Below are 12525 nucleotides of genomic sequence, written 5' to 3' on the forward strand. Positions count from 1 at the left end.
CAGTCCGGTCAAAATCGGGGCTGAATTGGCCAACGCCCCGGGGGCCGTCACCGGCATCCCCGGGCGGAGCACTTCGTGGTCAGGCCGCCCTGTGCGCCTCCGCTTGGCTCGTCGTGAAGTGATCGATGTGCTGACGCAGTCCCGCTGCGCTGGAGCGCATCGCAAAGGCCGCGGCCGTCGTCTCTTCGACCATCGCCGCGTTCTGTTGTGTCATCTGGTCCATCTGGCTGACGGCGATGTTCACTTCCGACAGGCTGGTCGACTGCTCGTCGGCCGATCGCGCCAGATCGGTCATGCGGGCGTCGATCTCGGCGACCTGTTGCAGGATCGCCGCCAGGGCCTCGCCGGTCCGGTTCACCAGTTCCACGCCATCGCGAACCTGGTCGGTCGACTGGTGGATCAGGCCCTTGATCTCCTTGGCCGCTTCCGCCGAGCGCTGCGCCAGCGCGCGGACCTCCGAGGCGACGACCGCAAAGCCCTTGCCGGCATCTCCGGCGCGCGCCGCCTCAACGCCCGCGTTGAGGGCCAGCAGGTTGGTCTGGAACGCGATCTCGTCGATCACGCCGATGATCTCGCCCACCTGGTCCGACGAGCCGGAGATCGCCTGCATGGCGCGCACGGCCGAGGCCACGACGTCGGCCGACTGTTCGGCTCCGGCGCGCGCATCGGCGACGAACTGGCGCACCTCTCGCGCGCTCTCGGCCGCGCCCTTCACGGTGCTGGTCAGTTGTTCGACCGTCGCGGAGGTCTGCTCGAGGCTGGCGGCCTGCTGTTCGGTACGGCGCGACAGGTTGTCGGCCGCCTGGGCGATCTCGCTCGCGCCCACGCCCACGCCCTGGGTCGCCGCCCGGATAGACCCCATCACCTGGTCCAAGGCGTCGGCCGCTCTGTTGAAGTCGCTGCGGAGCTGTTCATAGCGGCCTGGGAACGGGCTCGAGAGGCGGCAGGCCAGGTCGCCCTGGGCCATCCGCGAAAGCCCCTCCGCCAGGGCGGCCACCACCGCGGCGCGCTCGCGTTCCGCCGCTTCGCGCTCATGTCCGGCGGCGATCTCGTCCTCGCGCGCCCTGCGTTCGGCTTCCTCCTGTTCCATTCGCATCCGACGCCGCTCGAGCACGCCCTCCCTGAAGACCGCGACGGCCTTGGCCATCTCGCCGACCTCGTCGGCGTGCCGCGGCTGGGGTGGGTTGAGCTCGTAGTTCCCCGCGGCCAGTTCGCTCATGTAGCTGGTCATGGCGCGGACGGGACGGATGCGGCGCGCCAGCGCGATCAGAGCCAAGAGCACGGCCAGCGCGCCGATGCCTGAGATGCCCGCTACGGCGGCGCGTGAAACGGCGACCAGTCGATCGGCGTCGGCCTCGGTGCGGGCGCTGCGGGCCGCCATGAGCGGAACAAAACGGTCGACCGCCTCGCGATGCGTCCTGTACGCCGCATCCACGCGCTCCAGCGCGACCGCTCGCGCCGCAGCATCGCCAGAGTTCCAGGCCGGAAGGAGTTCGGCCTCGACGATCTGCCAGAACCTGTCGGCGCTTGTCCTGACCTCCCCGAACAAGGGCGCCCGCAGGTCTTCGGGAAGCGGTTGTTCGCTCCAGTAGGCGAGCCGGGTTTCGTAGTCGCGCTTCAAGGACGCCAGCTTCTTCCGGCTTGCGGCGACGTCGCCGGCCGTCGCATGGGCCACAAGGTTCGCCTCGACCAGGAAGAGTGGCGGCGGAAGGACGTCGGCCGTCAGATCCTTGGCATGAACGATGCCGTCATAGGACTTGCCCCCGACCCGAACTGACTCAACGACCATCAGCGAAAGCACGGTCGTACAGATCAGAACGCTCACCACGAAAGCGGTGATGGCCATCACAATCGAAGAGATCTTCCAGGATTTCATGGCGTTCCTGCTCGACATAGTAAACCGGACCAATCCAGTGCACGATGCGCGACGCCACGATTAACTGGGCGATAGAGTTAATTGTGATTAATGCTTCCCGTATTGGGGAATTACAATTTATCCACAGCGCCTGACGCTGTTGCAATCCCTGCGTACATCGTGCGCAGCAGGTCTGCACTGTAGGCGACCAGATAACGCACGTCCGCTGAGGTCGCGAAATCACGTCGCACCTTGAACCCCTCCTCATCGCGCTCGGCGAGGCCTCTCTCGACCAACACCATCGCGCGGCGTCTTGTGCTCTCGATGGGCCGTTCCATGGACTGGGCGAGACCCAGGAAGGTCAGCCGGCGTGGCGTGCCGTCGGACTTCACGGCCTCCAGCAGCGCGAGGTAGATCAATGCGGCTTCATGGCTTCCGGTCAGGCGGGAGACCTCGCGTAGAAAGTCGATCGCGAAGGCCGCCGTCGCGCGATTGACCACGCGTACCGGACTGGCCGGATCGATGGGGCGGAGGATCGCCTCCACGACCGAGGACGCCCCGACATCGAGCCCCGACCGCTGGACATCCGCCGTCAGCCGTCGGAGCGCTTCGTAGGCTTCGATGGCCAGCGCGCGACGCGTGGGTCCACTCATCAGTTCCACGGGAACGACGTATCCGCCGTAGGACCTGACGCAGCGCTCGCGTGCGACCAGGGCTTCCAGCCGCCGTCGAACGGTTTCCCTCGGCAGGCCGGTGCGTTCCGCCAGCATCGGCACCGACGCCGGTTCACGCAGGTCGGCTGGCACAGGTTCGTCGAACGTATCGTACGCCCCCGTTCCGAGCGCGCGTCTGACGTTCGCCTGGACCACGGCCGCCACGATGACCGCGTCGATCGAGTCCCCGCCGCCCGTATGTCTCCGGGACGCCACGGTCCTCAGAACGAAGCGCGACGCGGCGATCAGACAAGCGAGCCGCGCAGACTCCTCGGGATCCCTGGCCCGTGCATCAAGGCTCGCGGACATCGTCGGCCCCCCTGCGATTCCGCCCCCGACTATGCGGCGGGTCGACGGATCACGCCACGGAAAGTCTGGCGTCGCGTGGGCCTGGTTTCGACGGCTAGACGAGCCGACTGCGTTCCTTCGCCGCCCCGATGAAGCTCTGGAACAGCGGGTGGACGTCGAACGGGCGGCTCTTCAGTTCCGGGTGGAACTGGACGCCCACGAACCAGGGGTGGTCGGATCGCTCGCACAGTTCGGGCAGGACGCCGTCGGGCGACAGGCCGGTGAATTTGAGGCCCGTCTTCTCGATGGCCTCGCGGTAGCCGATGTTCACTTCATAGCGGTGGCGATGGCGTTCCGAGATGCTGGACGCGCCGTAGATCTCGGCCACCCGGCTGCCCGGGGTCAGCACGGCTTCGTAGGCGCCGCACCGCATGGTGCCGCCCAGCTCGCCGCCCTCCGAGCGGACTTCCTTCTCGTTTCCGCGCACCCACTCGGTCATCAGCCCCACGATGGGCTCGGACGTCGGGCCGAACTCGGTCGACGAGGCCTGCTTGATACCGGCCAGGTTCCGCGCCGCCTCGATCATCGCCATCTGCATGCCGAAGCAGATCCCAAAGTACGGCACCTCATGCTCGCGGGCGAACTGCACCGAGCGGATCATCCCCTCCGAGCCACGCTCGCCGAACGCGCCCGGCACCAGCACGCCGTGCACGCTGTTCAGCCGCTCGGCGATCAAGGCCTCTTCCTTCTCGAAGACCTCGCCCTCGATCCAGTCGAACTTCACGCGGACATTGTTGGCCACGCCGCCGTGCACCAAGGCCTCGATCAGCGACTTGTAGGCGTCAGTCAGGGCCGTGTACTTGCCGACGATGGCGATGTTCACCTCGCCGTCCGGATGGCTCAGACGGTGGGAGATTTCCTCCCACTTTGTCAGGTCGGGCGCCGGGGCCTTGTCGGCCAGGCCGAAGACGTCCAGCACCTCGGTGTCCAGGCCCTGGGCGTGATAGTCCAGCGGCACGGCGTAGATGTTCTCGCTGTCCATCGCCTGGATCACGGCGCTGGGGCGCACATTGCAGAACAGGCCCAGCTTCTTCCGTTCGCTCTCCGGAATCGGCATCTCGCAGCGGCAGAGCAGGATGTCGGGCTGGATGCCGATCGAGCGGAGCTCCTTCACCGAGTGCTGCGTCGGCTTGGTCTTCATCTCGCCCGCCGTCTTGATGAACGGCAGCAGGGTCAGGTGAATGAAGCAAGCATGGCCGCGGGGCAGTTCCTGGCCCAGTTGGCGGATCGCCTCGAAGAACGGCAGGCCTTCGATGTCGCCGACCGTGCCGCCCACCTCGACCAGGACGAAATCGACGCCCTCGCCCGGGTCCGACAGCACGAAGTCTTTGATCTCGCCGGTCACGTGCGGGATCACCTGCACGGTGGCGCCCAGGTAGTCGCCCCGGCGCTCCTTCTCGATGATCTTCTTGTAGATCTGACCGGTCGTGATGTTGTCGGCCCGCGTGGCGTTGACGCCCGTGAACCGCTCGTAGTGGCCAAGGTCCAGGTCGGTCTCGGCGCCGTCGTCGGTGACGAACACCTCGCCGTGCTGGGTCGGACTCATCGTGCCCGGATCCACGTTGAGATACGGGTCGAGCTTACGAAGGCGGACCTTGTAGCCTCGCGCCTGAAGAAGCGCGCCGAGAGCGGCGGACGCGAGACCTTTTCCCAGGGAGGAGACCACGCCGCCGGTGATGAAGATGTACCGGGCCATGGGCGTTCAGATTAGCGGTGATTCGGGCACAGTTCGCCGCGCGTTTCGCCGCTATCCCCAGCCTTCTCCTACTTCTTGGCCGGCTCGGCGGGCGCGGGCGCGGCCGGCGCGGGTTGCGCGGCGGGGAGCTGACCGAACGGGCTCTGGATCGTGGGCGTCGGGGCCTGCAGCGGCGCCGGCGCCGAACCCGCGGGGCCGGGCTGGGCGGTGCCGGCCGGGGGCTGCGGGACTTCGCGGTTCAGGTCGGCGGGGTTGATCGCGTTGACCTTCATGCGGTCGACGACCGAGGCCGAGCCGCGCTCGCGACCCGCGACGATCGTGAGCAGCAGGCCCAGCACGAAGAACGTGGCGCCCAGGATCCAGGTGATCCGGGTCATCAGGTCGCCGGCGCCGCGCACCGACATCAGCGAGCCCGTGCCGCCGCTCACCAGGCCGCCGCCCTCCGAACGCTGCAGCAGCACCACCACCACCAGGAACAGGGCGACGATGACCTCGATCACGAGCAGCAGGTTCAGAAGCATTGCGGTCTATCCCGTGCGGGCAAGGTGAGCCTGGGCGGCCACACCCAGCCGAAATGAAGCGCGCGCTCTATCACCGAGCCCGCGTCAAAGCCATAGCTAGTGCGTCACACCCCAGAGGCAATGGGTGCGAGACTTGCGGCGTGATGTTCGATCCTGAGCAGCTTCCGATCCTGGAGACCGAGCGGCTTCGCCTGGAGCCGTTGCGGATCGGCGACGCCGAGCACCTCTTCCCGATCATGGGCGACCCCGAGGTGATGGCCTACTGGGACGTGCCCGAGGTGGACGATCCGGATCTGGTCGCCACCATCGTGCAGAGCCAGGTCGACGCCATGGCCGCTGGCGAGGCGTTGTACTGGGCGATCCGGACCCTGGAGGGCGGAGCCTTCCTCGGAAGTTGCGACCTCTCCGAGATCGACCGCTGGCATCGGCGGGCCGAGGTGGGGTTCATGCTGGGCCGCGAAGCCTGGGGCCAGGGCTATGCGCTGGAGGCCATGACCACGGTCGTCGCCTTCGCGGCGACAGGCGGCGTCCGCAAGCTGACCGCCCGCACCCACCTGGGCAACCGGCGCTCGGAGGCCCTCCTCCAGAAGCTGGGCTTCGTCGAGGAGGGCCTGTTGCGAGGCCATATCCTCCGGGCCGGCGAGCGCCGCGACTGCCATGTCTTCGGCCTGTTGCTTTGAGCATGCGGCGCCTATCTCAGGCCCCATGAGCCATCCGATCGCCGTTCAAGGCTTCGACCACATCGTCCTGCGCATCGCCGACAAGCCGCGCATGCTGGCCTTCTATTGCGGGGTCCTGGGCCTTGCGGTCGACAAGGAGCAGGAGAAGCTTGGGCTCACCCACATCCGCGCCGGGCGTCAGCTGATCGACCTGATCACCGTGGACGGCCAGTTGGGTCGGCTGGGCGGCGCCGGTCCGGGCGAGGAGGGCCGCAACCTCGACCACTTCGCCCTGCAGGTCCGGCCCTTCGATGCGGCCGCCATCCGCGCTCACCTCGCCGCCCACGGAGTCGAGATCGTCGATGAAGGGCCCCGCTACGGCGCCGACGGCGACGGCCTCTCGTTCTACATCCGCGATCCCGAGGGCAACACGGTCGAGCTCAAGGGGCCGGGCGCCTAGCTACAGCGCCCGGATGATCCCGAGGAAATCGGCCGCCTTCAGCGAGGCTCCGCCCACCAGCGCGCCCCCCACCTCGTCGGCGTGCAGGATCTCGGCGGCGTTGCCGGGCTTCACCGAGCCGCCGTACAGGATCGGGACGCGCTTGCCCGCCTCGCCGAACATCTCGACCAGGGTGGCGCGGATCGCCCGGTGGACCTCCTCGATCTCGGGGGTCGTGGGCGTCAGCCCCGTGCCGATCGCCCAGACCGGCTCGTAGGCCACCGAGAACGTCTTGCCGGCCAGCTCGGACGGCAGCGAGCCCCTCACCTGCCCCGTCACGATCTCCAGGGCCTTGCCCGCCTTGCGCTCGTCCAGGGTCTCGCCGACGCAGACGATGGGCTCGAGGCCGTACTTGAGCGCCGCCTTCACCTTGGACGCCACCAGCTCGTCCGTCTCGCGATAGCCCGCCCGGCGCTCGGAGTGGCCCAGGATCACCAGGCTCGCGCCCGCGTCGGCCAGCATCTCGGCCGACACGTCGCCGGTGAACGCGCCCGCGTCGTCCCAGTGGTGGTCCTGTCCGCCGATCAGCAGCGGCCCGCCGCCAAGGGCGCTCGCCATGCGGTGAATCAGGATCGATGGCGGGCAGATCGCCACCCGCGCCGGGGTGTCGCCGAGCCCCGCGGCGACGGCGCGGGCTTCCTCCAGAGAGGCTCCCAGGCCGTTCATCTTCCAGTTCCCGGCGATCAGCGGCTGCGGCGCGGTCATCTCGATCCCTTGCTCTTGAGGAGAGAGCGCCGCGGTTAAGCCATGCCGCGCTTGCTGTCACGCGCTTGCCCCACGGAACCGCCCTCCACTATACCGGCCCGCTAGCTCGCGCTGTGTCGCGGGGAAAGGACTCGAATGCTCGCTTCCATCCGCCAGTTCGCCAAATCCTGGCCCGCCCGGATTCTGCTCATCGTCCTGGCGATCAGCTTCGTGGGCTGGGGCGCCCAGCAGGGCGGCTCGGCGATGTTCGTCGGCGACCAGGTGATCAAGGCCGGCTCGCGCGTCCTCGACTCTCAGGACTTCGCCCGCGAGTACGACAACTACCGCAAGCGCATCGAGCAGGAGAGCGGCCAGCAGGTCACCCGCGAGCTCGCCGAGCAGAACAACCTGGACGCCACGGTGCTGAACGGCGTCGCCACCCGCGAAGCCTTCGCCGAGGTGCTGTCCAAGGCCGGCATCAAGCCGGGCGACAAGCTGATCCTCGACCAGATCCAGAAGATCCAGGCCTTCTTCGACCCCATCACGGGGAAGTTCGACAAGAAGACCTTCGAGGCGCGCCTGCGCGAAAACGGCATGACGCCCGAGAATTTCGACGCGGGCCTCCGCGACCAGATGGCGACCCAGCACTGGGCCGTCGCGGTCCAGAACGGCCTGTCCGCCCCGCGCAGCTACGGCGCCCTGGCCGCCATCTATGGCCTGGAAGCCCGCGACCTCGCCTTCGTGACCCTCGCGCCCAACAGCGTGCCGGCGCCCGCCGCGCCCACCGACGCCCAGCTGCAGAGCGTCATCAACGAGAACAAGGACCGCCTGACCGTCCCCGAGACCCGCGTCCTGTCGGTCGTGCTGTTCACGCCCGCCGGCGTCCAGGCCCAGGCCTCGGCCCCGATCGACCCGGCCGAGCTGCAGAAGCGCTATCAGTTCCGCAAGGACACGCTGTCGACGCCCGAGGTCCGCAGCCTCGTGCAGATCCCCGTGAAGGACCAGGCGTCGGCCCAGCAGGTCACCGCCCGCCTGGCCCGCGGCGAGGCCCCCGCGGCGATCGCCAAGTCGCTGGGGGTGGACGCGGTCGTCTACGACGCCAAGCCGATGTCGGCGATCAGCGACCGCAAGGTCGGCCAGGCCGCTTTCCGCCTGCCCGCCGGCCAGGCCGCGACCGTCCAGGGCGACCTGGGCCTCGCCGTGGTCCGCGTCAGCGCGATCACCCCCGGCCGCGAGGTCAGCCTCGACGAAGCCCGCCCGATGCTCGAGGCCGAGATCCGCAAGGACATGGTCGCCGAGAAGGTCTACGCCCAGACCCAGGCCTTCGACGACGCCATCAAGGCCGGCGGCGACCTCGCCTCGGCCGCCAAGAAGGCCGGCGTCACGGTCACCCCGCTTGGGCCCATCTCGGCGCAGGGCGTCGACGCCCAGGGCCGCCAGCTGCAGGGCCTGCCGCCCAAAATCCTCGAGACCGCCTTCGCGCTGCCCACCGGCGCCGAGAGCGACATCACCGACCTGGGCGACGGCGCCTACTTCGCCGTGAAGGTCGACCGCGTCGTGGCCGCTCACGTGCCGCCGCTGGCGGAGGTCCGCCCGATGGTCACCCAGTTCTGGATCCAGCGTGAGCTGGTCCGCGCCCTGGAGGCCAAGGCCGCCGGCCTGAGCGAGCGCATCCGCAAGGGCGAGACCCTGGAGGCCGTCGCCGCCTCGGCCGGCCTGACCGTCAGCCGCGTGCCGGGCCTGACCCGCCAGACCGCCCAGCAGCAGGAGGCCCTTGGCCGCGAGGTCATCGGCCGCGCCCTGGCCGCGCGAGCGGGCGAGGTCTGGACGGCCGGCGCCCCCAACGGGATCGTCGTCGGTCGCGTGGACAACATCCGCATGGAGGGTGGTCCCACGGCGGCGCGGCTGGCCGAGATGGCCCGCCCCGAGCTCTCCCAGGTCCTGTTCCGCGAGATGGGCGAAGCCGCCCAGACCTACGCGCGCAACAAGCTGAAGGTGAAGGTCGACCGCGACCGCGCCCGCGCGGCCATCGGCTTCGAGCCCCTCAAGCCCGAGGTGAAGGCCGGGGCCGCGGCGGAGAAGAAGAAGTGACGTCCGAGCCTCCGTTCGAGGCCTTTCGTTCGACCTACGACGGCGGCGCGCCCCAGGTCGTCTGGACGCGGCTGATCGACGACCTGGAGACCCCGGTCTCGGCCTTCCTGAAGATCGGCCACGGCAAGCCGTACGCCTTCCTCTTCGAGTCGGTCGAAGGCGGGGCCTTCCGCGCGCGCTATTCGATCATCACGCTGAACCCCGACCTCGTCTGGCGCTGCCGCGGCGACCAGGCCGAGATCGCCACCGGCGCCGACATCGCGGCGGGCCGCTTCACCGCCCAGAGCGGTGGCGCGCTCGACAGCCTGCGCGACCTGCTGGCCGCCTCGCGCATCGAGCTGCCGCCGGGCCTGCCGCCCATGGCCGCGGGCGTCTTCGGCGCGCTGGGCTACGACACCGTCCGGCTGGTCGAGACCCTGCCCGACATCAATCCCGACCCGCTGGGCCTGCCCGACGGGGTGCTGGCGCGGCCCTCGATCATCGCGATCTTCGACGCCATCGCCCAGGAGATCCTGCTGGTCACGCCCGTCCGCCCGGACCGGTCGTCCGCCGCCGACGCGTACGCCGCCGCCCAGGCGCGCCTGCAGGCCGTGGCCGCCGATTTCCGTAAGCCCGCCCCGCCGCTCAGGGGCGACGCCAAGCCCGAGCCCGACCGCTTCACCACGCCCATCAGCCGCGAGGACTACCGGGGCATCGTCGAGAAGGCGAAGGAGTACATCCGCGCCGGCGACATCTTCCAGGTGGTGCCCAGCCACCGCTTCCGCGCGCCCTTCGCGCACGACCCGTTCGCCCTCTACCGCTCGCTGCGCCGCTCCAACCCCTCGCCGTTCCTGTTCTTCCTGAACTTCGGCGACTTCCAGTTGGCGGGCTCCAGCCCCGAGATCCTGGTCCGCCTGCGGGACGGGAAGATCACCATCCGCCCGATCGCCGGCACCCGTCCGCGCGGCGCCACGCCCGAGGAGGACCGCCGCCTCGAGGAAGAGCTGATCAACGATCCCAAGGAGCGCGCCGAGCACCTGATGCTGCTCGACCTGGGCCGCAACGACGTGGGCCGCGTCGCCATGCTGAAGCAGGCGGGCGCCAACGAGCCCCCGCAGCCCAGCCGCCGGCCGCGCGTCCGGGTCACAGACAGCTTCTTCGTCGAGCGCTACGCCCGCGTCATGCACCTGGTCTCCAACGTCGAGGGCGACGCGCCCGACGGCCTGGACCCGGTGGACGTGGTGATGGCCGCCCTCCCCGCCGGCACGCTCTCGGGCGCGCCCAAGGTCCGGGCCATGGAGATCATCGACGAACTCGAGATCGAAAAGCGCGGCATCGGCTATGCCGGCGCCGCCGGCTACTTCGGCTCGGACGGCTCGGTCGACACCTGCATCATCCTGCGCACGGCCCTGTTCAAGGACAACGTCATGTACGTCCAGGCCGGCGGCGGCGTCGTGGCCGACTCCGATCCCGACGCCGAATATGACGAAACCCTCCACAAAGCCCGCGCGCTCCGCGACGCGGCCGTGGAGGCTTGGCGGTTCGTGTAAGGTCTAGAGCGGACGTACGAATGTCCGAGACGGGCGGCTTGCGGACTTTACCTCCCCCGCGAAGCGGCGGGAGGGGGACCACGCGCCGAGGTCGGCGCAGCCGTCCGTAGAGCGCGTGGTGGAGGGGGCGGGCCCCACCCGCTGAACCAGCCATGGCCAATCCTTCCGCTGAGCCTGAGGCCCGCCCCCTCCACCAGTCGCTCTCCGCTGCGCTCGGCGACTGGTCCCCCTCCCGCCGCTTCGCGGGGGAGGTAAGCGTCTGCAATGGGTCGAACGCGGAAGTTGGCGCCCAGTGCGGAAGGCGGCGTTGGCGGGGCCCTCAGCAGCGGACCATCCGGACGTCCGAAGGGGGTAGTTCGTGGAACCTAGTCATGCAAGCTTCGCCATGACCGCGAAGGTAGGCAGCTGATGAAGTCACTCTTCGAGACCTACGACCGACATCTGAAGGGCCTGGCGTCCATGCCCGCTGCTCAGCGAATGAGAGCGATGTACAGGGCGATGTTCCCTTGGGCGCTGGTGGCAATGGCTGGCTGTTCGACCGCACGCCAACTGACCGAGACCTGATGGAGATGTGCGGTAGCGACGAGCTCGTAGACGCGCTCCGGCGCATCACGCTCAATGGCTTGTCGAACCTGAACCTGACGACCCGGCTCCGAGCCGACCTTAAGCTCACAGAAGGGGACATCTCCCAGCTGTTGGGCATCTTGGAGGCGGAGAAGCGGCTCGACGCGCCCGCCCTCGAAGCGATCAAGTCGGGCGACACGACGATCGAGTCGCTGCTCCAGAAGATGTCCCGGGTATAGGCTTGAAGTCGGCAGCGGGTCGAAAGCAGCCATCGAGCCGCCCACCAAGAGCGAACGCCGCAACGATCTCTAAGGCAGTTCCCGCACCCAGATATTCCGGAAGCTGATCGCCGGGCTCGGATCGCCATGCGCCTGCAGCTTGATCGGCGAGGCCCCATGGGCCTTGTACTGCGGCTTGCCGATGTAGCGGGTCTCGCCGGTCAGGATGAAGTTGTTCTGCACCACCACGCCGTTGTGGATCGCCGTCACCCGCGCCGGCGACTTCACCTTCCCCGCCGCGTCGAACACCGGCGCTGTCCAGATCACGTCGTAGGTCTGCCATTCGCCCGGCTTGCGCATGGCGTTCGCCAGCGGCGGGGCCTGCTTGTAGATGCTGGCGGCCTGCCCGTTCACGTAGGTTTCGTTCTCGAAGCTGTCGAGGATCTGGATCTCGTAGCCACCGTCCCCGCCGCCGGTCGACGCCAGGAACACCCCGCTGTTGCCCCGCGCCTGTCCCGACCCGGTGGTCCCGGCCGGCACGCGCCACTCCAGGTGCAGCTGGTAGTTCCGGAACGACCGCTTCGTCTCGATGTTGCCGCTGAGCTTGTTCACGGTCAGCAGCCCGCCCTCCACCTTCCACCCGGCCGGGCCCTTGTCGCGGGTCGAGACCCATTCGCTCAGGTCCTTGCCGTCGAACAGCACGATGGCGTCCGAGGGCGGCGCCGCATCCGTCGCGCCCGGCGTCACCACGGGCGGCTTCGGCGCCCACTGTTCGGTGTCCTGCGGCTTGCCCGCCTCCTGCGCGCACGCCGCCCCCACCAGCAGCGCCACCGCCCCCACTCCCAACAGAACCCGCTTCACGACGCCGCCCTCACGCTCTTTGTCGCCAAGTTGGCCCGCCGCACCCGCCCTGTCATCCCGGTTTGGGCGTCCGCTAGCACCCCCATCCCCCTAGAACGTCATAGCCGGGCCTGTCCCGGCCATGCCGTTCCGAAAAAGTGGGAACGAGGCGCGCTTCTACGACCGTTTCTGTCGTACCCCCATGTTCCACTCGCGATCATGTCCGAGCCCACGCCCGACATCTTCGAAGAGGACCAGCTGCTGGCCCAGACGGCCCGCATGGACTTCGCCTTCGCCCGCCACGTGCA

General features: G+C 68.8%; 11 protein-coding genes. 5 read left to right on the forward strand and 6 right to left on the reverse strand.

The annotated features are described in order from the left end of the window. Positions 1-79: 79 nt before the first annotated feature. The 4 genes from EPN98_RS02430 to secG all read right to left on the reverse strand — a co-directional run bounded on the left by EPN98_RS02430 (position 80) and on the right by secG (position 5133). Entirely contained in the window at positions 80-1876 is a 1797-nt protein-coding gene (locus tag EPN98_RS02430; RefSeq protein WP_293359798.1) for a methyl-accepting chemotaxis protein, read from the reverse strand. Positions 1877-1986: 110 nt separating this feature from the next. After that, positions 1987-2877 carry a hypothetical protein gene (locus tag EPN98_RS02435; RefSeq protein WP_293359801.1) on the reverse strand — a complete coding sequence of 297 codons (891 nt, stop codon included), beginning with the start codon at positions 2875-2877 and terminating at the stop codon, positions 1987-1989. A gap of 94 nt (positions 2878-2971) precedes the next feature. Further along, positions 2972-4612, reverse strand: coding sequence for a CTP synthase (locus EPN98_RS02440; protein WP_293359804.1), 1641 nt, complete (start codon positions 4610-4612; stop codon positions 2972-2974). A 68-nt stretch (positions 4613-4680) separates the two neighbouring features. After that, complete coding sequence (secG, locus tag EPN98_RS02445) at positions 4681-5133, reverse strand: preprotein translocase subunit SecG (protein WP_293359807.1); 453 nt, start codon at positions 5131-5133, stop codon at positions 4681-4683. Between the two features lie 143 nt (positions 5134-5276). Between secG and EPN98_RS02450 the strand changes: the two genes are divergently transcribed. Further along, positions 5277-5813, forward strand: coding sequence for a GNAT family N-acetyltransferase (locus EPN98_RS02450; RefSeq protein WP_293359826.1), 537 nt, complete (start codon positions 5277-5279; stop codon positions 5811-5813). Between the two features lie 25 nt (positions 5814-5838). Beyond that, entirely contained in the window at positions 5839-6252 is a 414-nt protein-coding gene (locus tag EPN98_RS02455; protein ID WP_293359810.1) for a VOC family protein, read from the forward strand. Here EPN98_RS02455 and tpiA read toward each other — a convergent pair whose 3' ends face one another. Then, the gene (tpiA, locus tag EPN98_RS02460) at positions 6253-6996 is read right to left on the reverse strand and encodes a triose-phosphate isomerase (RefSeq protein WP_293359812.1); all 744 of its coding nucleotides are present in this window, start codon (positions 6994-6996) and stop codon (positions 6253-6255) included. Positions 6997-7131: 135 nt separating this feature from the next. Here tpiA and EPN98_RS02465 point away from each other — a divergent pair, with 135 nt between their 5' ends. From EPN98_RS02465 to EPN98_RS02475, 3 genes are all read left to right on the forward strand, one after another. Next, a complete protein-coding gene (locus tag EPN98_RS02465) occupies positions 7132-9066 on the forward strand; it encodes a peptidylprolyl isomerase (protein ID WP_293359815.1) in 1935 nt (644 codons plus the stop codon). After that, positions 9063-10595, forward strand: coding sequence for an anthranilate synthase component I (trpE, locus tag EPN98_RS02470; RefSeq protein ID WP_293359818.1), 1533 nt, complete (start codon positions 9063-9065; stop codon positions 10593-10595). The genes EPN98_RS02465 and trpE overlap by 4 nt, the downstream gene beginning before the upstream one ends. A 506-nt stretch (positions 10596-11101) precedes the next feature. Continuing rightward, positions 11102-11398: a hypothetical protein gene (locus EPN98_RS02475; RefSeq protein ID WP_293359820.1), complete on the forward strand. Its 297-nt coding sequence runs from the start codon at positions 11102-11104 to the stop codon at positions 11396-11398. A 69-nt stretch (positions 11399-11467) separates the two neighbouring features. On the opposite strand, the gene EPN98_RS02480 is transcribed toward EPN98_RS02475, so the two are convergent. Then, entirely contained in the window at positions 11468-12238 is a 771-nt protein-coding gene (locus EPN98_RS02480; RefSeq protein WP_293359822.1) for a DUF1080 domain-containing protein, read from the reverse strand. Positions 12239-12525 lie beyond the last annotated feature (287 nt).

It is taken from the genome of Phenylobacterium sp., from assembly GCF_004299445.1.
GTDB lineage: Bacteria > Pseudomonadota > Alphaproteobacteria > Caulobacterales > Caulobacteraceae > Phenylobacterium.

Excerpts from the sequence above, each read along its gene's own strand:
- secG (WP_293359807.1), bottom strand. The coding sequence starts at position 5,133 with ATGCTTCTGAACCTGCTGCTCGTGATCGAGGTCATCGTCGCCCTGTTC.
- EPN98_RS02435 (WP_293359801.1), bottom strand. The coding sequence starts at position 2,877 with ATGTCCGCGAGCCTTGATGCACGGGCCAGGGATCCCGAGGAGTCTGCG.
- EPN98_RS02440 (WP_293359804.1), bottom strand. The coding sequence starts at position 4,612 with ATGGCCCGGTACATCTTCATCACCGGCGGCGTGGTCTCCTCCCTGGGA.
- EPN98_RS02450 (WP_293359826.1), top strand. The coding sequence starts at position 5,277 with ATGTTCGATCCTGAGCAGCTTCCGATCCTGGAGACCGAGCGGCTTCGC.
- EPN98_RS02430 (WP_293359798.1), bottom strand. The coding sequence starts at position 1,876 with ATGAAATCCTGGAAGATCTCTTCGATTGTGATGGCCATCACCGCTTTC.
- EPN98_RS02465 (WP_293359815.1), top strand. The coding sequence starts at position 7,132 with ATGCTCGCTTCCATCCGCCAGTTCGCCAAATCCTGGCCCGCCCGGATT.
- EPN98_RS02455 (WP_293359810.1), top strand. The coding sequence starts at position 5,839 with ATGAGCCATCCGATCGCCGTTCAAGGCTTCGACCACATCGTCCTGCGC.
- tpiA (WP_293359812.1), bottom strand. The coding sequence starts at position 6,996 with ATGACCGCGCCGCAGCCGCTGATCGCCGGGAACTGGAAGATGAACGGC.